Source organism: Stenotrophomonas sp. 85239_Sma, from assembly GCF_056481725.1.
This window is the reverse complement of the sequence record NZ_CM151163.1, coordinates 2,589,331-2,609,820: the sequence shown is the minus strand read 5'-3', so window position 1 is coordinate 2,609,820 and position 20,490 is coordinate 2,589,331. Positions and strand designations below refer to the sequence as shown.

Here is a 20,490-nt window from a genome sequence, read left to right as displayed (position 1 = left end):
TGTTCCGGTCAGTGGGAGCGCAGGGCGTCTTGCAGCCCTTCGATCGGGTGGAAGCGCAGCTGCAGCTCGGCGAGCAGCAGTGTGCGCATGTCATGGCGGAAGGCCGCGCGCCAGCCGGGCTGGCCGTGCACGCGTTCAAAACGGGCGCCGAGCACCGCCGGCGCAGTGGCCAGCAGGCTGTGCTCGCGCGGGGTGAGGGTCTGCTCCATCACTGCGTCGACCTCGGCCAGCCGTGCCAGCTCGGGTGAAACCTGCACCAGCTGGTCGCGCAGGCGGCCGCGCAGGCGCCCGGTGGCGGTCTGGATGGCCTGCTGCAGCACCCGGTAGCGCTGGCGCAGCGAGGCGAAATTGGGTGCGGCGGCGGCTTCGGCCAAGTCGAGCAGGCGTTCGGCCTCGGCATCTTCACGGATCGAGGCCAGCAGGCTGGCATGAGCCTGCGCGCAGTCGTCCAGCACATCCTCGGCCGCTTCGGCGGCCTGACCCGGCTCGGGCAGGCGTCCGCCGAGCGCGCCGGACAGGGCCACGGCACGGCTCCAGTCCACCCACTGGCCGAGGCGATCGGTCAGGGCGGGACTGCTGGCCGGCATCGCGCCGTCGCTGAGACGGGCGAGCAGGCGGAGGAATTCCGGTCCACCCAGGACCGGCTGCGCTGCTTTCGCCATCAAGGTGTGAGGGGCCAAAAACCGCTGATTTTACAACCAGATGACCCGGCCTGGATGAAGGCGGGGCCGGGGGGAGGGCACCCGCAGGCGCGACAGGGCTTAGAATGTCCGGCTGCACCCATCCGTTCGACCCCTGGAGTACCCAATGACTGTTGCGCAGTTCTACCCGATCGGCACCCCCGGACAGCCCTGGGGCGACGCGGAACGCGCACAGTGGCGGGCCCGCCAGCAGCGCCAGCGCAGCTACCACGACGATGTAGTGGCCGCGCTTGAACGCCTGGACGACAGCTTCGATGTGATCCAGTACGGCCAGCTGGACTATGCGCCGGACCATTACCCGCTGTTCGCCGTGGTCAACCACGACTGGAACCCGGCGCTGCCGACCGCGCTGATCACCGGCGGCGTGCATGGCTACGAGACCAGCGGCGTGCATGGCGCCCTGCAGTTCCTGGAGCAGCAGGCCGAGCGTTACCTGGGCCGGTTGAACCTGATCGTGGCACCGTGCGTCAGCCCGTGGGGCTACGAGCGCATCCAGCGCTGGAACCCGGATGCCATCGACCCGAACCGCAGCTTCCGTGACGGCGGCCAGATCGAGGAAGCCGCCGCGCTGATGCGCTGGGTGGCCGAGCGCAAGCCGAACCTGCTGGTGCACCTGGACCTGCACGAGACCACCGACAGCGACCTGCACGAGTTCGATCCGGCGCGCTGCGCCCGCGACGGCAAGCCGTTCGAGCGCGATACCATTCCGGATGGCTTCTACGTGATCGGCAACAGCGAAGACCCGCAGGCCGAGTTCCAGAAGGCATTGATCTCCGCCGTTGCCCCGGTCACCCACATCGCTCCGGCCGACGCCGAAGGCAACCTGGTCGGCCTGCCGCTGCAGTCGCCGGGCGTGGTCTGGGGCGAATCGCGCTCGATCGGCGCCTGCGCCGGCTTCACCGATGCGCGCTTTGCCACCACCACCGAGGTCTACCCGGACAGCCCGCGCACCAACCCGCAGGAATGCAACGACGCCCAGGTGGCGGCGGTGTGCGCGGGCCTGGATTTCGCCCTGGCGGCGCAGTAACGCAGCAACACGAGGTAGCGCCGGGCCCTGCCCGGCGGCTCGGGCGTGAGCTAGCCCAGCAGGATCACGCCCCACACCGTGCCGACCATCAGCAGTGCGGTGGTCTGTGCGGCGCTGCCCATGTCCTTGGCGTTCTTGGACAGTGGGTGGTGGTCAAGCGAGATGCGGTCGACCACCGCTTCGATGGCCGAATTGAGCAGCTCCACCAGCAGGCTGATGAAGCAGACCGCCAGCACCACAGCACGTTCGACGCGGCTGATGTCCAGCAGGAAGGCGGTGGCGATCAGCAGCGCATGCAGCAGCAACAGCTGCCGGAAGGCCGCTTCGCCACGGAACGTGGCGATGAAGCCATCGCGCGAATGGATCAGCGTATGGAAGATGCGGGCAAGCCCGGTCTTGCCGTGCGGGTACTTGCCGCTGTCCCTGGGGTGAGGTGGCTGCATGCCGCTCCTGCCATGAATTGACCTCACGACAGGATGTGCAGGCGGGCGTCGGGAAAGCGTCGGACGCCCGTTGGATTTTCCTTCAGCCGGCCTGGCGCTGCGCCTGGATGGCCTGGTCGAGGGCATCCAGATCATCCGTCGGCGAGGCCAGCCATGCCGGGTACGCCTCGGTCTCCACGAAGTCGGAGGATCGCAGTACATCATCGAAGGCAGGATTGTCCTTCTCCGCATGACGCAGCAGGCCGGACATCAACCCGCAGATGCGGACCGCGGCCTGGAAGGCGCCCTGCAACGAACCGGCCGGCTCGGTGACCGTGTTGAGGAAGGCCGCATAGGCCGGGCCATCGAACACGAAATCCTCGCGGTTCTTGAACGCTTCGCCACTGAGGTTCGTCTCTCCCGAGTTATGGCGGGAGAAGCCCCACGACCAGATGTCGAGGAAGCGCAGGTCATCCAGCATCCGGCGCGCATCGCCATTCAGTGGAACGGCACCGGACAGGGCGTGCTCCAGCGTGGCGCCTGGGGCAGGTGCTGCATGCAAATGGCAGCACCCAGTACTGCCATGACCGCTTCGGCCAGGTCACCCGCAAGGTGCAGACCGTCAATGGTGTGGCCAGCACACTGCGCTATGCCTACAGCAAGTCGGGTCGCCTGACCGCGTTGACCTACCCCGACGGCAGCGTGGCCGACTACGTGCGTGATATCCAGGGCCGCATCAGCCAGATCGGCCTGACCCGGCCCGGCCAGGCGCGCCAGATCGTGGTGAACAACGTGACCTATGCAGCCTTCGGTCCGGCGACCGGCTGGACCTACGGCAATGGCCGCCAGCTGCAGCGTCCGTTGGACCTGGACTATCGACCGCAAGCGGTGCACGACCCGGCCGCGGGCGGCCTGTCGCTGGGCTACGGCTATGATCCGGTCGGTTCGATCACCGAGCTGAAGAACGGCACAGGCTCGACGGTGCTGGCCAAGTACGCTTACGACACGCTGGGCCGCCTGACCCAGACCCAGGACGGTACGACCGGCACGCCGATCGAAACCTATGCCTACGACACCACCGGCAATCGCACTTCGCTGACTACCTCGGCAGGCACCGCCAGCTACACCTATCCCGCAACCAGCCACCGGCTGACCGCAGTGGATGGCGACGCGCGCAACCATGACGCGGTGGGCAACACCACCAGCATCGGCGGCAAGACGTTCACCTACAGCGATGCCAACCGCATGAACGCGGTGAAGCAGGGCAATTCCGTACTGGAAAGCTACGCCTACAACCATCGCGGCGAGCGCATGCTGCGCAGCCCGGCCGGTGGCGCTGCACAGATCACCTTGTATGACGAGGCGGGGCAGTGGCTGGGCAACTACTCGGCCACAGGCCAGGCGCAGCAGCAGGCCATCTGGCTGGACAACTATCCGGTAGCGCTGATCAATGTGCCGGCTACCGGCGTGCCTGAACTGGCCTACGTGCAGCCGGATCATCTGGGCACGCCGCGCGTGGTGATCGATCCGGTACGGAATGTCTCGATCTGGGAGTGGAGCAACAAGAGCGAGGTGTTCGGCAACCAGATTCCGAGTGCCGACCCGGACGGCGATGGTGTGGCGTTCGAGCTGGCGCTGCGCTTCCCGGGCCAGCAGGCGACGGATGCGAGTGGGTTGTTCTACAACTACCAGCGCGAGTACGACCCGGCGGTGGGGCGGTATTCTCAGAGTGATCCGATTGGGTTGATGGGCGGTGTGAGCACTTACGCGTATGCGCGTGGGTACCCAGTAGCCGCACTTGATCCGCTGGGACTTGATACGCTGGTCATCGACTCCGGAGCGGTTGATGGCAATCCTTTTGGCCACATAGCCATAGCTACATCAAGCGGAGGCGTGTTCAGCTACGGTACTGTCCATCCCTACGGAGGGAGTACCTACGAATACTTGAAGTCCCAAGTGAAAGATAGATTTGTTCAGATTGTTAGACTTCGTACTACGCCCCAGCAAGAGGCTGCGATCGCAGCAGAGATGAGGAAGCATAATCCGGGCAACTATTCTGTTATTTCCAATAACTGCGCGACAGCAGTGGACAGTTCTTTGGAGGCTGCCGGAGTGGCTATATCGAGCGGCCATATCCATCCGGGATTTGTCTATGCACACGCGTTGGCTAGTCCATTGCGAATCGGCACTTCCCTCATTCTTCGGGGTGGCGAGATCCCCCCGGAACTTCAGAACTTCGACGGAAAGAATGGGCCGTGAAATTCATTTATATATTAATATTTGCGATTCTCGTGGGCGTCGCGATCTGGTTCTTTAGGGGGCTTTCCAGAGGCGAGCTCGCAGATAAACCTGTTTATGCCTCTCTACAAGCGGCGGAGCTGCAATTCAGAGGCAAGCCGGGACCGGGCCTGATTTATGACGAGACTGGGGGGCATCTGCTGGCCGGATTTTCAGTGGGGCCACAAAAAAGAGTGTGGGTTGCACTAAACTCCAGGAAGCATAACGGAGATCTTCTGACGGTTCCCGAGCATGGGGAGGCTAAGATTCCTTGCGGCCTTGTCGATCAGCTGGCATCGTCCAATATCGGCGATTCTGACGTGAAGACTGCTTTGGCAGTTTCATGCATAAAGTGATGTGGTCCGACGCTTCTGCCAAGGGGCGCCTCGGGCAAGTGCCGCACTCCAAAGGCAGCACCCAGGACTGCCCTGACCGCTTCGACCGGTCACCTGCAGTTTTTCCGTCTCGAGACCAGCTCGACTGGAAGCGTCATTCTCATCTACGCCAGGACATGGCGGATCGAGCATCTGCCGATGGCGGGTGCAGTGCCCTGAAGGACATCCCGTGCCCAGATTCCTCACCCCCGACGAGGTTTCTCTCATCCACAGGCTGCTGCCTGAGACGACCGAGCTGTCCGAACGGTTGTTGAAGGATCTGGCGCTCGCTCAGGTGGAGGATGTGGGTGTCGTCGGATTCGAGGGCGTGGTGTTCCTGTCCAGTACGACCCAGGTCTTCGGCAGTGACATCGCCACTGCAATGCTTGCCGATGCCGATGGCGTGCCGGTGAGAGTCACCCTGTGCCTGGATAATCACGATCAGCTCTTCGAGCTGGAACTGTGCAAGGTGGACTTCTCGCCGATCATCGGCGTCGATCTGAGAAGCGCTTTCAGGGAGCATTGACGCCTGTTGAAAGCGTTCCTCGCTGAAGGCCGTTGCGCCTGGCGTTCACCCGTCGGGCTGCAACCGCCCCGCCGCCTGCGCGCACAACGACTGACAGGCCATGACCAATCCCTCCATCACCCGGTCGCCCACGTACTGCTCGGGTTCGCCGTTCTGGCGGGTGCGCTCCGCCGCCAGCAGCAGTTCCAGCACTACCCGCAACCCGCTCAACGCGCAATCGGCATCGGCCAGGGCCAGGCAGCGCCCGGGCAGCTGATGCCGCTCCCGCCAGGGTTGGCCATCGGCCGCCGCACCGACGCCGATGCGATGGAGGTTGGCAATGAAGGTGTTCCTGTCCACTGCGGGCACAGCCTGTGGCGAACCGTCGTCGTGGGCGGTGCTGCGGTAGGCGTGCAGATGCGGGAAGTCCGATTCGTTCATGGCAAGGCTCCGTGCAGGGCAATCGGTAGCCGCCACTCATAAAAGCGGCGGACGGTACGTGGTTCGAACACCGGGTTGATGTCAGTCCGGCGGGCCCGAAGGCCCCCACGCACCGCCCGCCATAGCCGGCAGACGGATTGCCAGCCGGCGCCACGCTAAGGTGACGCCGGCTGGCAAGCGCATACATCAACATCAACTCGGGTGTTCGAAGCCCGGCCACCCTTTTCCGGTGGCACGCCATCTGAGCCCCTGGCGCTGTGCAATGCCAATCAGAAGAGTTGCAAACATCGTTCGATTGGAGACGCTTTCGGCATTCTCCCACGCTGTTAAGCACCGCCAGCGCGGGCTGGCGCGGTGATCCGCCTGCACCGTGCAATCTGCGACAGGTGTCGAGGTTGGGAAGCGGGAGGGAGCGAGTGGGGAGGGGCGATGGCGACAGGTTCCGCGCGAGGCTGAGTCGAGCCTGGCCGGGCCCCAGCAGCGCCAAAGCGTGACGTGCGACTCGGGTTGACGTTCCCAGCCACCAAGCGCAGGCTTGTTCAGCACGTTTCCTAACCAGAAGGAGACTTATGACCGCGACCGCTTCGCTGCACCCAACCCCCGACACCCAAGGCCGTTCGCGCCTGTGGAGTGTGTTCTGGCTGCAGGGCGTCATTCCCAGCAACATTCTGTGGGCGGTAGCCCTCTGGGCCCTGGCCAACCAGCGCACCACGCTGCTGCTGGGGGTATTTGCCGTGCTGCTGCTCTATACCGGCTGGATCATCCCGGCGGTATGGCGGGCGGCGCCCACCGCGCACAACCCCAACCTGGGCGTAGCCGCGCGTGGGCTGACCGTCGCCTGGGGGCTGAACACCGTGCTGGTGATCTTCTTCCTGACCCTGCAGCTGGTGGCTCAATAGAACTGAACGGGCTCGCCGCCACGGTCGAAGGCGGCGAAGCGGCCGATCTGACCGTCATGGATGGCGTTGACCATCAGCTGCAGCGGGCGCGCGGCTTCGTCGCTGTTGGGCGCGAAACCGGCGCGGCCGTCCAGCGCCGCCACGAAGACCAGGTCCCAGTCGATGCCGGTGGTGGTCGATTCGGTGGCCAGCGCCTGGAAGCTGGGCACCTCGGCCGGGAGCTTGTCCACGCACAGCACCGGCGACAGGGTGCCACCCTCGCGGCGGTCATGCCGGTCGCGCTGGTCGCTGGTGGGCGATTCGGGCAGCTCGGCGCGCACGAATACGAACAGCAAGCGTTGCGGTTCAGCCTGCTGGCCTGCGGCGTGCAGCAGCTGCTGGAAATCGTTCATCATCATGAGGGTTGTCACACGCCCGCTGCACGGAAAGCCGCATGCTGCCACAACGCCTGCCGCGCGGGGCCGAAGACGATTGATTTAAGTCATGCCCATGGAACTGACGGCCGCGTACTCTGGCAATCGTTCCAGCAGACGAGGGTTTCCGGGCCGTTCCGGGCACAGGCAAGACGGTGGAGCAACAAGGTGGACCAGCCATGAGCCAACTCACCGACGGTTTCGGACGCAGCTTTCCGTACCTGCGCCTGTCGTTGACCGAAGCCTGCAACTTCCGTTGCAGTTACTGCCTGCCCGACGGTTACCAGGCCGATGGCCGCCCGCGCTTCCTGCAGGTGGATGAAATCGCGCGCCTGGTGCGTGCGTTTGCCGCGCTGGGCATGAGCAAGATCCGCCTGACCGGTGGCGAGCCCAGCCTGCGCAAGGACCTGGACGAGATCATCGCCACCGTGGCGGCAGTGCCGGGCATCCGCAAGGTGGCCATCACCACCAACGGCACCCTGCTGCCGCGGCGCCTGCCGGGCTGGCACCGCGCCGGCCTGACTGCGCTGAACGTGAGCATGGACAGCCTGCAGCGCGAACGCTTCAGGACCATCACCGGGCATGACCGCCTGCCGGAGATCGAACAGGGCCTGGCCTTGGCACAGGCGTTGGGCCTGCCGGCGATCAAGCTCAACGCGGTGCTGCTGCGCGGCCTGAACGACGACGAGTTGCCGCAGTGGATGGACTACTTGCGCGACCGTCCCTTCAGCGTGCGCTTCATCGAACTGATGCGCACCGGCGACAACGAAGCCTATTTCCAGCGCCACCACCTGCGCGCCGACCTGGTGATCGAGCAGCTGCTGGCCGCCGGCTGGCACGAGCGTCCGCGCGCGGCCGATGCCGGCCCAGCGCGGGAGTTCGGCCACCCTGACCATCGCGGCAGCATCGGCATCATCGCCCCGTATTCGCGTGACTTCTGCAAGGGCTGCAACCGCCTGCGGGTAACCGCCAAGGGCGATCTTCGGCTGTGCCTGTTCGGCGAGTTCGGCGTGCCGCTGCGCCCGCTGCTGCAGCGCGACGACGACCACGACGCGCTGCTGGCACGCATCACCACACAGCTTGGCCTGAAAGCGGCCGGGCATGGACTGCACCAGGGCCAGACCGGGCTGACCCCGCACCTGGCCTCCATCGGAGGATGAGCAACACGATGAGTGGGGAATTGAATGCGGCCTTCCACATGGCCGATGTCCGCGACAAGCGCATCACCCGCCGCCGTGCGGTGGCGGTGGGCGAGCTGCATGCCGGCCCGGTGGCCTATCCGCTGATCGTCGAGCGCCGCCTGCCCAAGGGCGATGCGCTGGTGATGGCCGAAATTGCCGGCCTGCAGGGCGCCAAGATGGCCTCGATGCTGATGCCGCTGTGCCACCCGCTGCCGCTGGAACTGGTGCAGGTGTTCTGCGCGCCGGTACCGGAACGGCAGGCGATCCGCGTGTGGTGCGAGTGCGCCAGCGAGGCGCGCACCGGCGTGGAGATGGAGGCGCTGGCTGGCGTCAACGCGGCGCTGCTGACCCTGTACGACCTGAGCAAGCCGGTGGAACCGGCCCTGCGCATCGAAGGCATCCGCCTGCTGTTCAAGGAAGGCGGCAAGCGCGGTGTATGGCTGCACCCGGACGGCATGGACGATGCCGAGCGCGCGCGCTTCAAGCCGCGTGCGCCGAAGGGCCTGGCGGGCGCGGCCTGTGCGGTGATCACGCTGAGCGATCGCGCCAGCGAGGGCACCTATGAAGATGTGTCTGGCCCGACCCTGGTGAGCGGCGTGAAGAAGCTGGGTGGTGAGGTCGTGGCCGCGGAGGTGTTGCCCGATGGCATCGAGCCATTGGCGGGCCGCCTGCAGGCGTTGGCCGCCGATGGCGTGCGCCTGTGCCTGTGCACCGGCGGTACCGGGCTGGGCCCGCGTGACCTGACCCCGGAGGCGCTGCGTTCCTTGAACGCACGGCCGGTGCATGGCCTGGCGCAGATGGTGCGGGCACTGAGCGCACAGCACACGCCGATGGCCTGGCTGAGCCGCGCCGAAGTGGTGCAGCTGGGCAATATGCTGGTGTTCGCAATGCCCGGCAGCCCGAAGGCGGCGGCGCAGTGCCTGGACATCCTGGCGCCGGTACTGGGCCACGCCCTGGCGATGGTCGATGGTGGTGGCCACTGATGATTGCCTACAGCGAAGCCCTGCAGCACCTGCTGGACGCGGCCACGCCGCTGCCGGCCGAGCACCTGCCGTTGCATGCGGCTGCAGGCCGTACCCTGGCCAGTGACATCCACAGTGCGCAGTCGCTGCCGCCGTTCGACAATTCGGCGATGGACGGCTTCGCGCTGCGCGCCGCCGGCGCGACGTTCGAAGCTGGTACCGAATTCGCGGTGCAGGGCTGGCAGGCGGCCGGCGATGCCAGTGCCGAAGGCGGCGAGGGTGCCTGGGAAATCATGACCGGCGCGCGCATGCCGGTTGGGCTGGATACGGTGGTGCCGGTCGAGAACGTGGAGATCCTCGCCAGCGAAGATGGACGTCCGACCCGCATCGCCCTGAAGAGCACGGTGAAGGCGGGCCAGAACGTGCGGCTGCGCGGCCAGGATGTGAGCGACGGCGAGCGCGTGCTGCAGGCCGGGCAGGTACTGGACATCAACGCGCGCACCCTGCTGCATGCCATTGGCGTGGGCGAGGTGGCGGTGGTGGCGCGGCCGAAGGCGGCGGTGATCGCCACCGGCAAGGAGCTGGTGACCGAGGCGGCGCAGACGCTGGAATCCGGCCAGATCCGTGACAGCAACCGACCGTACCTGGTCGGCCGCCTGCAGGCCGCCGGTGCCGAAGTGGTCTGGCAGGGCACCGTGGGCGATGACGTGGCCGCGTTCAATGCGGTGCTGGATGACGCGCTGGCTGCCGGCGCGCAGCTGCTGATCAGTACCGGCGCTGTGTCGGCCGGCCGCTACGATTTCGTTCCCGATGCGCTGCGTGGTCGTGGCGCTCGCATCGTGTTCCACAAGGTGGCAATCCGCCCGGGCAAGCCGCTGCTGTTCGCGGTGCTGCCCAATGGCGCGCTGTATTTCGGCCTGCCCGGCAACCCGGTCTCGGCCGCCGTGGGCCAGCGCTTCTTCGTGGAGCCGGTGCTGCGCCGCCTGCTGGGGCTGGCACCGGAACCCGTGTTGCAGCTGCCGCTGCAGGCCGACGTGCGCACGCCGCCGGGCCTGCGCTTCCATGCGCGGGCGCGAGTGGAAGTGGACGGTCAGGGGCGCCTGAGTGCGCGCGTGCTGTCCGGGCAGGAGTCATTCCGTTTGATGTCCATGCTGCAGGCCAACGCCTGGGTGGTGCTGGAGGCCGAGGGCGACCTGGCCACCGCTGGCACGCCGGTGCGGGTACAGGGCTGGGGTCACCATGACCCGGTGCAGCTGGCGAGCCAGGAGTCATGATGAAACAGGTGAATCTGCAGTTGTTCGGTGCGTTTTCCGATCTGGATGCCAGCCGCGAGATCGCGGTGGAGGTGGCCGGTGGCACCGTGGCCGACCTGCGCCAGGCGCTGCGCGAGCTGCTGCCGGTGCGTTGGCCGGACTTCCGTGCCGGCCTGCTGGATTATTCGGCGTTCGCCGACCAGCAACGCGTGCTGCGTGACCACGAGGCGCTGCCCGACGATGGCCGGGTGGCGATCCTGCCGCCGGTAAGCGGGGGCTGAGCGATGAGCGAGAAGATCATCGCCAAGGTGGTGGACCGCGCGCAGGCAGCGATCGATCCGGCCGAGGGCATCGCGGCGGTGTCTGATGCGGGTTTCGGTGGCATCGATGTGTTCATCGGCAAGGTGCGCGACGTCAACATCGGCCGGCCTGTGACCGGGATCACCTACGATCTGTTCGAACCGTTGGTGTTGAACGAGTTCAAGCGACTGGCGGCGGAGGTCGAGGCCACGTTCGGGCCGAAGCTGAAGCTGTACGTGGCGCACGCCAGGGGCCGGCTCGGCATTGGCGATGTGGCGGTGGTGGTGGCCGCAGGCAGCCCGCACCGTGACGAGGCGTTCCGTGCCTGCCGGCAGTTGATCGAGGTGGTGAAGCACCAGTGCCCGATCTGGAAGCAGGAACATTACGAGGACGGCGACAGCGAGTGGAGCGAGGGCTGCAGCCTGTGCCACGCGGACAACGAACCCGCACACGGCCATGACCACGCGCACGATCACCGGCATTGATGCCGCCGCAGCCACGCATGGCGTGGCTCCACTGCGATGAGCATCAACGGCATCGTGCTGGCCGGGGGCCTGTCCAGCCGGATGGGGCGCGACAAGGCGCTGCTGCCGTGGCAGGGGCGCACGCTGCTGGAACACATGCGGGGCCTGTTGATGCAGGCGGGCGCGCGCGAGGTCTGGGTCAGCGGCAATTACCCGGCGTTCGGCGCCGTGCCGGACCGAGTGGCACGTTGCGGGCCGCTGGGTGGGCTCTACAGCGTGGCGATGCGCATGCCCGATGGCCCGGCGTGGGTGGTGCCGGTGGACACGCCGTTGCTGGCGCCGCAGCTGCTGCAACGGCTGGCGGCAGAGCGGCAGGGGGCATGCACGATCTTTGACGGGCATCCCTTTCCCATGCTGCTGAATGTGGACAATGCCACTCGTAGCGTGCTGGCCGCGATGCTGGATGATGCGCAGGGGCAGCGCTCGGTACAGGCCTTCCAGCGTCGCCTGCAGATGCACGTGCTGGCGCTGGAAAGCGTTGACGAAGCCTGCCTGGTCAACTGCAATACCCCCGAACAATGGGAGGATGTTGCGTCATGAAAGTGCAGTTGCAGGACCAATCGGTACGGCTTCGCCTGGATGAGGCCGAACTGGCGCGCCTGCTGGCCGGCGAATCGGTCGAGAACATGACCCGCTTCGGCGGTATCGAAGGCTGGGGCATGGCGGTCTCGCTGCATGGCGGCGAGCAGCCCGTGCTGCTGGACGGTGGCACCTTCTGCCGCCTGGTGCTGCCACGTTCGGCCGTTGAGGCCTTGGCGGCGCGGCTGCCGTGCCGTGATGGCCTGCCGTTCGACATTGCCCTGGAAGATGGCGGCCAGCTTCAGCTGCAGTTCGATGTGGACGTGCGTGACAGCGTGCGCCAGCGCGGGGTGACCCGCCGCAACACCGCTTCATCGGTTTGACATTTGTCAGGGGCAGGCTGGAAACCGGCCCCTGATTGATCCAGATCAACCCCGTCGTCCGTGCTGCACGGCCTAATGGCTGCATGACGACGGGTCACAACTTGAAACGCAGTACCCACGTCATTCCACAGCCTTGGAGCCATGTATGACCGTCGGTAGCGATCCTGTTGTCCGCAGCACTGCCCGTCCGGGTCGCGTCATCAGCGACTGGACGCCGGAGGACCCCGGCTACTGGGAGCGCACCGGCAAGCGGGTCGCCACCCGCAACCTGGTCATCTCGATCCCCTCGCTGCTGCTGGCCTTCTCGGTCTGGGTGCTGTTCTCGGCGGTGTCGATCAGCCTGCCGAAGATCGGCTTCAACTTCAGTACCGACCAGCTGTTCTGGCTGGTAGCGCTGCCCAGCCTGTCCGGCGCCACCCTGCGCATCTTCTATTCATTCGTGATTCCGATCTTCGGCGGCCGCCGCTGGACCGCGCTGTCGACCGCGTCGTTGCTGGCGCCGACGCTCTGGCTCGGCTTTGCGGTGCAGGACCCGGCCACGCCCTACTGGGTGTTCGTGGCCATCGCGATCCTGTGTGGCTTCGGTGGCGCGAACTTCTCGTCGTCGATGTCCAACATCTCCTTCTTCTACCCCAAGCAGAAGCAGGGCCTGGCGCTGGGCCTGAACGCCGGCCTGGGCAACGTGGGCGTGTCGGTGGCGCAGGCGGTGATTCCGCTGGTCATCACCGTGGGCGTGTTCGGTGCGCTGGGTGGTGCGCCGCAGCCCACGGTGGAGGGTGGGGCGCCGCTGTTCCTGCAGAACGCCGGCTTCATCTGGGTGCCGGCCATCGCGCTGTGCGCCATCGCGGCCTGGTTCGGCATGAACGACCTGACCAGCGCCCGCTCGTCGTTCTCCGAACAGGCGGTGATCTTCCGCCGCAAGCACAACTGGCTGATGTGCTGGTTGTACATCGGCACCTTCGGTTCCTACATCGGCTTTTCGGCCGGCTTCCCGATGCTGGTGAAGAGCCAGTTCCCGGACGTGAACCCGCTGGCCTACGCCTTCATCGGCCCGCTGCTGGGTGCGTTGATGCGTTCGGTGGGTGGGAGCATGGCCGACCGCTGGGGCGGCGCACGCCTGACTTTCTGGGTGTTCGCGCTGATGATCGCGGCGGTGTTCGGCGTGCTGCACTTCCTGCCCAGTGATGGCCAGGGCGGCAACTTCCATGGCTTCCTGCTCAGCTTCATGGCGTTGTTCGTGCTCAGTGGCATCGGCAACGGCACCACCTTCCGCATGATCCCGGTGATCTTCCGCACCCTGCACGAGCGCTGGTCGGCCAACGACAACGCCGAGGGCAAGGTGGCTGCTGCCCACCAGGCCAGCATCGAATCGGCCGCGGTGGTCGGCTTCTCCGGTGCGATCGGTGCCTACGGCGGCTTCTTCATTCCCAAGAGCTACGGCTCATCCATCACCTTGACCGGCAGCCCCGACATGGCGCTGTACGGATTCGTTGTTTTCTACGTCACCTGCCTGGCCGTGACCTGGTGGTGGTACTACCGGCGCGGTGCCGAGACACCCTGCTGACGACATGAAAACGCACCGCAGCCAGATGACACACACAGCCACGATGCCGATGTCCGCAAAGGGAGACCCCCGATGAGTTATTTCCTTGATCGCTTGCAGTTCTTCAAGCGTGACCCCCAGACCTTTGCCGATGGCCACGGATTCGCCAAGAGCGAAGGCCGTGACTGGGAAAACAGCTACCGCGCCCGCTGGCAGTACGACAAGATCGTGCGTTCCACCCACGGCGTGAACTGCACGGGTTCGTGCAGCTGGAAGATCTACGTCAAGAACGGCCTGGTCACCTGGGAAACCCAGCAGACCGACTACCCGCGCACGCGCCCGGACCTGCCCAACCATGAACCGCGTGGCTGCCCGCGTGGCGCCAGCTATTCCTGGTACCTGTACAGCGCCAACCGGCTGAAGTACCCGCTGATCCGCGGCACGCTGCTGCGCCTGTGGCGCGAAGCGCGCAGTAGCAAGGGCCCGGTCGACGCCTGGGCCAGCATCGTGGAGGACAAGGAGAAGGCGCGCTCGTACAAGACCCGCCGCGGCATGGGCGGCTTCGTGCGCCTGCAGTGGGAAGAGGCCAACGAGATCATCGCCGCCTCCAACCTGTACACGGTGAAGCAGTATGGCCCGGACCGCGTGGTCGGCTTCTCGCCGATTCCGGCGATGTCGATGGTGTCCTACGCCGCCGGCGCGCGCTACCTGTCGCTGCTGGGCGGCGCCTGCCTGTCCTTCTATGACTGGTACTGCGACCTGCCGCCGGCCTCGCCGCAGATCTGGGGCGAGCAGACCGACGTGCCCGAATCGGCCGACTGGTACAACAGCCGCTACATCATCGCCTGGGGCTCGAACGTGCCGCAGACGCGCACGCCCGATGCGCACTTCTTCACCGAGGCGCGCTACAACGGCACCAAGACGGTGGCGATCTGCCCGGACTATTCCGAGCTGGCCAAGCTGACCGACCATTGGCTGCACCCCAAGCAGGGCACCGACGCGGCACTGGCCTTCGCCTTCGGCCATGTGATCCTGCGCGAGTTCCACGTCGATTCGCCCTCGCAGTACTTCCAGGACTACTGCCGCCAGTACTCGGACATGCCGATGCTGGTGCGCCTGGAACGCCGCGACGATGGCCGCCTGGTGCCGGGCCGTTTCCTGCGTGCCAGTGAACTGGGCGGGCTGGGCGAAGCCAACAACCCGGACTGGAAGACGCTGGCCTATGACGAGACCAGCGGCCAGATCGTGGTGCCCAACGGCTCGATCGGCTTCCGCTGGGGCGAGAAGGGCAAGTGGAACATCGAGGAGAAGGAAAGCAAGGGCGCCGAGACACGCCTGCGCCTGAGCCTGGCCGATGGCCATGAGGGCATCGAGGCGGTGAGCTTCCCGTACTTTGGTGGCATCGAGACCGACGGCTGGACTGCCGCGCCGGCCGACGACGTGCTTGAGCGCCACATCCCGGTGCGTCGCCTGGCGCTGGCCGACGGTGGCCAGACCCTGGTGGCCACGGTCTACGACCTGCTGCTGGCCCAGTACGGCGTGGACCGTGGCTTTGGCGGCGGCAACGTGGCATCGAGCTTCGACGACATGGTGCCGGGCACCCCGGCCTGGCAGGAGCGCATCACCGGCGTGCCGCGTGCCGAGGTGATCGAGATCGCCCGCGAGTTCGCGCGTACCGCCGACAAGACCCATGGCCGCTCGATGATCATCGTCGGCGCGGGCATGAACCACTGGTTCCACAACGACATGAACTACCGCGGCCTGATCAACATGCTGATCATGTGCGGTTGCGTGGGCCAGACCGGTGGCGGCTGGGCGCACTACGTGGGCCAGGAGAAGCTGCGCCCGCAGACCGGCTGGCAGCCGCTGGCGTTCGGCCTGGACTGGAGCCGCCCGCCGCGCCACATGAACGGCACGTCGTTCTTCTACTTCAACACCGGGCAGTGGCGCTACGAGAAGCTGCAGGTGGATGAGCTGCTCTCGCCGCTGGCAGATGCCAGCAAGTACAGCGGCAGCCTGGCCGACCTGAACCTGCGCGCGGTGCGCATGGGCTGGCTGCCGTGTGCCCCGCAGCTGGACCGCAACCCGCTGCAGTTGGCACGCGAGGCCGAAGCGGCCGGCGTGGCCCCGGCCGACTATGCGCTGGGCAAGTTCAAGGACGGTTCGCTGGACTTCGCCTTCGCCGACCCGGACGCCAGCCAGAACCACCCTCGCATGATGTTCATCTGGCGCTCGAACCTGCTCGGTTCCTCGGGCAAGGGCCACGAGTACATGCTGCGGCATCTGCTGGGGACGCGCCACGGGCTGCAGGGCAAGGACCTGGGCGAGATGGGGGCGATCAAGCCGGAGGAAGTGAGGTGGCGTGACGAGGCACCGGAAGGCAAGCTGGACCTGCTGGTCACGCTCGACTTCCGCATGTGCACCACCGCGCTGTACTCGGACATCGTGCTGCCGACCGCGACCTGGTACGAGAAGGACGACCTCAATACCTCGGACATGCACCCGTTCATCCACCCGCTGTCGAAGGCGGTGGATCCGGCGTGGGAATCGCGCAGCGACTGGGAGATCTTCAAGGAGGTCGCCCGCACAGTGAGCGAGATGGCGCCGGGCGTGCTGGGCGTGGAGAAGGATCTGGTGCTGGTGCCGACCCTGCACGACACCCCCAACGAACTGGGCATGCCGTTCGGCGTGGCCGACTGGAAGAAGGGCGAGTGCGAGGCCATCCCGGGCCAGACCATGCCGTCGATGACGGTGGTGGAGCGCGACTACCCGAACCTGTACCGCAAGTTCACCTCGCTGGGCCCGCTGCTGGACAAGCTGGGCAACGGCGGCAAGGGCATGAGCTGGGACACCAAGCACGAGGTCGAATTCCTCGGCAAGCTCAACCACACCGTGCACGACGAAGGTGTCAGCCAGGGGCGTCCGGCCATTTCGACCGCGATCGACGCGGCCGAGGTGATCCTGCACCTGGCACCGGAAACCAATGGCCACGTCGCAGTGAAGGCGTGGGAGTCGCTGGGCACCTTTACCGGCCGCGAGCACACCCACCTGGCGGTGGGCAAGGAGCACGAGGCGATCCGCTTCCGTGACATCCAGGCGCAGCCGCGCAAGATCATCTCCTCGCCGATCTGGTCGGGCCTGGAAGACGACAACGTCAGCTACAACGCGGGCTATACCAACGTGCACGAACTGATTCCGTGGCGCACGGTGACCGGCCGCCAGCAGTTCTACCAGGACCACGAGTGGATGATCGACTTCGGCGAGGCCTTCATGGGCTACCGGCCGCCGGTCAACACGCGCACGGTGGAGCCGCTGCTGAACCAGCGCCCGAACGGCAACAAGGAGATCGTGCTGAACTGGATCACCCCGCACCAGAAGTGGGGCATCCACAGCACCTACAGCGACAACCTGATCATGCAGACGCTGTCGCGCGGCGGACCCATCGTGTGGATCAGCGAGGACGACGCGCGCAGCGCTGGCATCGTCGACAACGACTGGATCGAGCTGTTCAACGTGAACGGTGCGATTGCCGCGCGTGCGGTGGTCAGCCAGCGCGTGATGCCGGGCATGGCGATGATGTACCACGCCCAGGAACGCATCATCAACGTGCCGGGCTCGGAGATTTCCGGGACCCGCGGTGGCATCCACAACTCGGTGACCCGGATCGTGCTCAAGCCCACCCACATGATCGGCGGCTACGCGCAGCTGGCCTACGGCTTCAACTACTACGGTACCTGCGGCACCAACCGCGACGAATTCGTGATCGTACGCAAGATGGACAAGATCGATTGGCTTGATGGCGAGGCCGTACCGGCCGCCGCCAAGGAGGTGGTGTGATGAAGGTCCGTGCACAGATCGCGATGGTGCTGAACCTGGACAAGTGCATCGGCTGCCATACCTGCTCGATCACCTGCAAGAACGTCTGGACCTCGCGCGAGGGCGTCGAGTACGCCTGGTTCAACAACGTGGAAACCAAGCCGGGCATCGGCTACCCGAAGGAATGGGAGAACCAGGACAAGTGGAACGGCGGCTGGGTGCGCACCCGCGCCGGCAAGCTGGTGCCGCGTGCCGGTGGCCGCTGGCGCATGCTGGCCAAGATCTTCGCCAACCCGGACCTGCCGCAGATCGACGACTACTACGAGCCGTTCGATTTCGACTACCAGAACCTGCACACCGCCAAGGACAGCCAGCACCAGCCCACCGCGCGGCCGCGTTCGCTGATCAGTGGCGAGCGCATGCAGAAGATCGAGTGGGGCCCGAATTGGGAGGAGATCCTGGGCTCGGAGTTCAGCAAGCGCTCGCGCGACTACAACTTCGACCAGGTGCAGAAGGAGATCTACGGCGCGTTCGAGAAGACTTTCATGATGTACCTGCCGCGCCTGTGCGAGCACTGCCTGAACCCGGCGTGCGTGTCGGCGTGCCCCTCGGGTGCGATCTACAAGCGCGAAGAAGATGGCATCGTGCTGATCGACCAGGACAAGTGCCGCGGCTGGCGCATGTGCGTGTCGGCCTGCCCGTACAAGAAGATCTACTACAACTGGAAGAGCGGCAAGTCCGAGAAGTGCATCTTCTGCTACCCGCGCATCGAGATGGGTGAGCCGACGGTGTGCTCGGAGACCTGCGTGGGCCGCATCCGCTACCTGGGCGTGATGCTGTACGACGCCGACCGCATCGCCGAGGCCGCTTCGGTGGCCGCCGAGAAGGACCTTTACCAGGCCCACCTGGACATCTTCCTGGACCCTAACGACCCGGCGGTGATCGCCGCCGCGCGCAAGGAAGGCATCCCGGACAGCTGGCTGGACGCGGCCAAGCAGTCGCCGGTGTACAAGCTGGCGATCGACTGGAAGCTGGCGCTGCCGCTGCACCCGGAATACCGCACGCTGCCGATGGTCTGGTACGTGCCGCCGTTGTCGCCGATCCAGTCCGCCGCCGAGCGTGGCCGCGTGGGCATGAGCGGCGAACTGCCGGACGTGGCGTCGCTGCGCATTCCGATGCGCTACCTGGCCAACCTGCTGACGGCCGGTGACGAGGCGCCGGTGGTGCGTGCGCTGGAACGGCTGATGGCCATGCGTGCCTGGCGCCGGGCCAAGAACGTGGACGGCGTGGAAGACACCGCCGTGCTGGAACAGACCGGGTTGAGCATCGCCCAGGTGGAAGAGATGTACCGCTACCTGGCCATCGCCAACTATGAGGACCGTTTCGTGATTCCCACCGGCCACCGCGAATACGCCAACGATGCCTTCGGCGAGCGCGGCGGCTGCGGCTTCACCTTTGGGAACGGCTGCAATGGTGACAGCCCGGCCGACCTGTTCGGTCAACGCAAGAGCACCACCTTCGTGGTGGACAAGGGGCCGAACCACCGCCGCAAGGAGGTGGTGTGATGAGCGTGCTCAAGCTGGTCGGGGTGTTGCTGGACTACCCCCGTGAAGAACTGTGGCAGCACGGCGAGGAACTGCTCGCCGCCTGCGACGATCCGGCACTTGGCGCCGCCCGCCGCCAGCAGCTGCGCAGCTTCGTGCAGCAGCTGCTGGCCACCGATGCGCTGGATGCGCAGGCGGCGTGGCTGGCCAGTTTCGACCGTGGCCGCTCGATGAGCCTGCTGCTGTTCGAGCACATCCATGGCGAGTCGCGCGACCGTGGCCAGGCGATGGTCGATCTGGTCGAGACCTACCGCCGCAACGGCTTCGAGCTGGATGCACGCGAGCTGCCGGACTACCTGCCGCTGCTGCTGGAGTTCCTGGCCCATCGCCCCGGCAGCGAGGCCCGCGAGTGGTTGCACCACATCGGCCATATCGCCGGGATGCTGGCGGCGCGTGCGGCCGAGCGCGAGCTGCCGCACCGGGTGCTGTTCGAGATCCTGGTCGAAGCCGGCGACGGCAAGGCCGATCTGCAGGCGCTGCGCCAGCGTGCCAGCGAGGAAGTCCGCGACGATACCGCCGAGGCCATGGACCGCTTGTGGGAGGAGGAGGCGGTGCGCTTCGGTGCCGAAGCCCCCGCTGAAGACTGCAAGCCGCCCGTGCGTTCGCCGGCCCGTCCTTCGCATCGAGAGGTCCAGCCATGAGTTACTCCCTGCATCAATTCGCCTTCCAGTACTACCCGTACATCGCCGTGGCGGTGCTGCTGATCGGCAGCTGGGCGCGCTATGACAAGGCCATGTACACCTGGCGCACCGGCTCCAGCCAGATGCTGTCGGACAAGGGCATGCGTATCGGCAGCAACTGCTTCCACATCGGCATCCTGGCCATCCTCGGTGGCCATCTGGTCGGCCTGCTGACCCCGCACGCGGTGTACGAGCACTTCATCACCTCGTCGCAGAAGCAGATGCTGGCGATGGTTGTGGGTGGTCTGTTCGGCGCGCTGTGCTTCATCGGCATCAGCATCCTGCTGGTACGCCGCCTGTTCAATGCGCGCGTACGGGCCACCGGCAGCTTCGGCGATACCCTGGTGCTGGTGCTGCTGTTCGCCCAGCTGTGCCTGGGCCTGTACAGCATCCGCATCTCGTCCGGCCACCTTGATGGTGGGGTGATGGTGCAGTTGGCCGAATGGGCGCAGCACATCGTGACCTTCCGCGCCGGTGCCGCCGATTACATCGAGGGCGTCAGCTGGGTCTACAAGATGCATATCTTCCTGGGCCTGACCCTGTTCCTGATCGCACCGTTCACTCGCCTGGTGCACGTGTGGAGCATTCCGATCAGCTACCTGTGGAGGCCGTACCAGGTGGTGCGCCGCCGCCAGGCCACGCTGCGCTACGGTCCGCGGGAGTAAA

21 protein-coding genes and 1 pseudogene are annotated in these 20,490 nt (G+C 66.1%); 17 read left to right on the top strand and 5 right to left on the bottom strand.

The window, feature by feature from the left end; translation table 11 throughout:
* Positions 1 to 8: 8 nt before the first annotated feature.
* The gene (locus tag ACYKG1_RS12240) at positions 9 to 662 is read right to left on the bottom strand and encodes a DUF3348 family protein (protein WP_478470622.1); all 654 of its coding nucleotides are present in this window, start codon (positions 660 to 662) and stop codon (positions 9 to 11) included.
* Positions 663 to 807: 145 nt separating this feature from the next.
* Between ACYKG1_RS12240 and ACYKG1_RS12235 the strand changes: the two genes are divergently transcribed.
* Positions 808 to 1,728 carry a M14 family metallopeptidase gene (locus tag ACYKG1_RS12235; protein WP_478470621.1) on the top strand — a complete coding sequence of 307 codons (921 nt, stop codon included), beginning with the start codon at positions 808 to 810 and terminating at the stop codon, positions 1,726 to 1,728.
* A gap of 50 nt (positions 1,729 to 1,778) precedes the next feature.
* Here ACYKG1_RS12235 and ACYKG1_RS12230 read toward each other — a convergent pair whose 3' ends face one another.
* Both ACYKG1_RS12230 and ACYKG1_RS12225 read right to left on the bottom strand, forming a co-directional pair.
* Positions 1,779 to 2,171, bottom strand: coding sequence for a diacylglycerol kinase (locus ACYKG1_RS12230; protein ID WP_088026224.1), 393 nt, complete (start codon positions 2,169 to 2,171; stop codon positions 1,779 to 1,781).
* 82 nt (positions 2,172 to 2,253) lie between these two features.
* Entirely contained in the window at positions 2,254 to 2,712 is a 459-nt protein-coding gene (locus tag ACYKG1_RS12225; protein WP_478472784.1) for a hypothetical protein, read from the bottom strand.
* Between ACYKG1_RS12225 and ACYKG1_RS12220 the strand changes: the two are divergent.
* From ACYKG1_RS12220 to ACYKG1_RS12210, 3 genes and pseudogenes are all read left to right on the top strand, one after another.
* A pseudogene (locus tag ACYKG1_RS12220) lies at positions 2,688 to 3,965 on the top strand (RHS repeat-associated core domain-containing protein); the annotation flags it as partial. The gene ACYKG1_RS12225 and the pseudogene ACYKG1_RS12220 overlap by 25 nt on opposite strands.
* A gap of 440 nt (positions 3,966 to 4,405) precedes the next feature.
* On the top strand, positions 4,406 to 4,783 hold the full coding sequence (locus ACYKG1_RS12215; protein WP_157804622.1) for a hypothetical protein: 378 nt from the start codon (positions 4,406 to 4,408) through the stop codon (positions 4,781 to 4,783).
* A gap of 208 nt (positions 4,784 to 4,991) precedes the next feature.
* Positions 4,992 to 5,327 carry a DUF6984 family protein gene (locus tag ACYKG1_RS12210; RefSeq protein WP_478470620.1) on the top strand — a complete coding sequence of 112 codons (336 nt, stop codon included), beginning with the start codon at positions 4,992 to 4,994 and terminating at the stop codon, positions 5,325 to 5,327.
* 45 nt (positions 5,328 to 5,372) lie between these two features.
* Here the strand turns inward: ACYKG1_RS12210 and ACYKG1_RS12205 are convergent, their stop codons facing one another.
* Entirely contained in the window at positions 5,373 to 5,747 is a 375-nt protein-coding gene (locus ACYKG1_RS12205) for a hypothetical protein (RefSeq protein WP_262082397.1), read from the bottom strand.
* A 569-nt stretch (positions 5,748 to 6,316) separates the two neighbouring features.
* On the opposite strand from ACYKG1_RS12205, the gene ACYKG1_RS12200 reads away from it, so the two are divergent.
* Positions 6,317 to 6,646: a hypothetical protein gene (locus ACYKG1_RS12200; protein ID WP_005416862.1), complete on the top strand. Its 330-nt coding sequence runs from the start codon at positions 6,317 to 6,319 to the stop codon at positions 6,644 to 6,646.
* Here the strand turns inward: ACYKG1_RS12200 and ACYKG1_RS12195 are convergent.
* The gene (locus ACYKG1_RS12195) at positions 6,640 to 7,044 is read right to left on the bottom strand and encodes a ribonucleotide reductase subunit alpha (protein WP_075677990.1); all 405 of its coding nucleotides are present in this window, start codon (positions 7,042 to 7,044) and stop codon (positions 6,640 to 6,642) included. The two genes, ACYKG1_RS12200 and ACYKG1_RS12195, sit on opposite strands and share 7 nt — an antisense overlap.
* Positions 7,045 to 7,238: 194 nt before the next feature.
* On the opposite strand from ACYKG1_RS12195, the gene moaA reads away from it, so the two are divergent.
* From moaA to narI, 12 genes are all read left to right on the top strand, one after another.
* Positions 7,239 to 8,219, top strand: coding sequence for a GTP 3',8-cyclase MoaA (gene moaA / locus ACYKG1_RS12190; protein ID WP_329890911.1), 981 nt, complete (start codon positions 7,239 to 7,241; stop codon positions 8,217 to 8,219).
* An 8-nt stretch (positions 8,220 to 8,227) separates the two neighbouring features.
* On the top strand, positions 8,228 to 9,223 hold the full coding sequence (gene moaCB / locus ACYKG1_RS12185; RefSeq protein WP_100472846.1) for a bifunctional molybdenum cofactor biosynthesis protein MoaC/MoaB: 996 nt from the start codon (positions 8,228 to 8,230) through the stop codon (positions 9,221 to 9,223).
* Positions 9,223 to 10,476: a molybdopterin molybdotransferase MoeA gene (locus tag ACYKG1_RS12180; protein WP_478470619.1), complete on the top strand. Its 1,254-nt coding sequence runs from the start codon at positions 9,223 to 9,225 to the stop codon at positions 10,474 to 10,476. Before moaCB ends, ACYKG1_RS12180 begins: the two co-directional genes overlap by 1 nt.
* Complete coding sequence (locus ACYKG1_RS12175; RefSeq protein ID WP_049423015.1) at positions 10,476 to 10,736, top strand: MoaD/ThiS family protein; 261 nt, start codon at positions 10,476 to 10,478, stop codon at positions 10,734 to 10,736. Before ACYKG1_RS12180 ends, ACYKG1_RS12175 begins: the two co-directional genes overlap by 1 nt.
* A gap of 3 nt (positions 10,737 to 10,739) precedes the next feature.
* The gene (locus ACYKG1_RS12170) at positions 10,740 to 11,240 is read left to right on the top strand and encodes a molybdenum cofactor biosynthesis protein MoaE (protein ID WP_049439038.1); all 501 of its coding nucleotides are present in this window, start codon (positions 10,740 to 10,742) and stop codon (positions 11,238 to 11,240) included.
* Between the two features lie 36 nt (positions 11,241 to 11,276).
* Entirely contained in the window at positions 11,277 to 11,819 is a 543-nt protein-coding gene (gene mobA / locus ACYKG1_RS12165) for a molybdenum cofactor guanylyltransferase (RefSeq protein ID WP_049439037.1), read from the top strand.
* Complete coding sequence (locus tag ACYKG1_RS12160; protein ID WP_049439036.1) at positions 11,816 to 12,181, top strand: DUF7009 family protein; 366 nt, start codon at positions 11,816 to 11,818, stop codon at positions 12,179 to 12,181. The genes mobA and ACYKG1_RS12160 overlap by 4 nt, the downstream gene beginning before the upstream one ends.
* 145 nt (positions 12,182 to 12,326) lie before the next feature.
* A complete protein-coding gene (locus ACYKG1_RS12155; protein ID WP_100472837.1) occupies positions 12,327 to 13,745 on the top strand; it encodes a NarK family nitrate/nitrite MFS transporter in 1,419 nt (472 codons plus the stop codon).
* A gap of 72 nt (positions 13,746 to 13,817) precedes the next feature.
* Positions 13,818 to 17,561, top strand: a complete 3,744-nt coding sequence (locus ACYKG1_RS12150; RefSeq protein WP_478470618.1) for a nitrate reductase subunit alpha — start codon at positions 13,818 to 13,820, stop codon at positions 17,559 to 17,561.
* The gene (gene narH / locus ACYKG1_RS12145; RefSeq protein ID WP_012511273.1) at positions 17,561 to 19,105 is read left to right on the top strand and encodes a nitrate reductase subunit beta; all 1,545 of its coding nucleotides are present in this window, start codon (positions 17,561 to 17,563) and stop codon (positions 19,103 to 19,105) included. Before ACYKG1_RS12150 ends, narH begins: the two co-directional genes overlap by 1 nt.
* Complete coding sequence (narJ, locus tag ACYKG1_RS12140) at positions 19,105 to 19,785, top strand: nitrate reductase molybdenum cofactor assembly chaperone (RefSeq protein WP_065723459.1); 681 nt, start codon at positions 19,105 to 19,107, stop codon at positions 19,783 to 19,785. Before narH ends, narJ begins: the two co-directional genes overlap by 1 nt.
* On the top strand, positions 19,782 to 20,489 hold the full coding sequence (narI, locus tag ACYKG1_RS12135; RefSeq protein ID WP_100472831.1) for a respiratory nitrate reductase subunit gamma: 708 nt from the start codon (positions 19,782 to 19,784) through the stop codon (positions 20,487 to 20,489). The genes narJ and narI overlap by 4 nt, the downstream gene beginning before the upstream one ends.
* Position 20,490: the final 1 nt, after the last annotated feature.

Coding starts and splice junctions, on each gene's coding strand:
- ACYKG1_RS12240 (WP_478470622.1), bottom strand. CDS start 662: ATGGCGAAAGCAGCGCAGCCGGTCCTGGGTGGACCGGAATTCCTCCGC.
- ACYKG1_RS12235 (WP_478470621.1), top strand. CDS start 808: ATGACTGTTGCGCAGTTCTACCCGATCGGCACCCCCGGACAGCCCTGG.
- ACYKG1_RS12230 (WP_088026224.1), bottom strand. CDS start 2,171: ATGCAGCCACCTCACCCCAGGGACAGCGGCAAGTACCCGCACGGCAAG.
- ACYKG1_RS12205 (WP_262082397.1), bottom strand. CDS start 5,747: ATGAACGAATCGGACTTCCCGCATCTGCACGCCTACCGCAGCACCGCC.
- ACYKG1_RS12200 (WP_005416862.1), top strand. CDS start 6,317: ATGACCGCGACCGCTTCGCTGCACCCAACCCCCGACACCCAAGGCCGT.
- ACYKG1_RS12195 (WP_075677990.1), bottom strand. CDS start 7,044: ATGATGATGAACGATTTCCAGCAGCTGCTGCACGCCGCAGGCCAGCAG.
- moaA (WP_329890911.1), top strand. CDS start 7,239: ATGAGCCAACTCACCGACGGTTTCGGACGCAGCTTTCCGTACCTGCGC.
- moaCB (WP_100472846.1), top strand. CDS start 8,228: ATGAGTGGGGAATTGAATGCGGCCTTCCACATGGCCGATGTCCGCGAC.
- ACYKG1_RS12180 (WP_478470619.1), top strand. CDS start 9,223: ATGATTGCCTACAGCGAAGCCCTGCAGCACCTGCTGGACGCGGCCACG.
- ACYKG1_RS12175 (WP_049423015.1), top strand. CDS start 10,476: ATGAAACAGGTGAATCTGCAGTTGTTCGGTGCGTTTTCCGATCTGGAT.
- ACYKG1_RS12170 (WP_049439038.1), top strand. CDS start 10,740: ATGAGCGAGAAGATCATCGCCAAGGTGGTGGACCGCGCGCAGGCAGCG.
- mobA (WP_049439037.1), top strand. CDS start 11,277: ATGAGCATCAACGGCATCGTGCTGGCCGGGGGCCTGTCCAGCCGGATG.
- ACYKG1_RS12160 (WP_049439036.1), top strand. CDS start 11,816: ATGAAAGTGCAGTTGCAGGACCAATCGGTACGGCTTCGCCTGGATGAG.
- ACYKG1_RS12155 (WP_100472837.1), top strand. CDS start 12,327: ATGACCGTCGGTAGCGATCCTGTTGTCCGCAGCACTGCCCGTCCGGGT.
- ACYKG1_RS12150 (WP_478470618.1), top strand. CDS start 13,818: ATGAGTTATTTCCTTGATCGCTTGCAGTTCTTCAAGCGTGACCCCCAG.
- narH (WP_012511273.1), top strand. CDS start 17,561: ATGAAGGTCCGTGCACAGATCGCGATGGTGCTGAACCTGGACAAGTGC.
- narJ (WP_065723459.1), top strand. CDS start 19,105: ATGAGCGTGCTCAAGCTGGTCGGGGTGTTGCTGGACTACCCCCGTGAA.
- narI (WP_100472831.1), top strand. CDS start 19,782: ATGAGTTACTCCCTGCATCAATTCGCCTTCCAGTACTACCCGTACATC.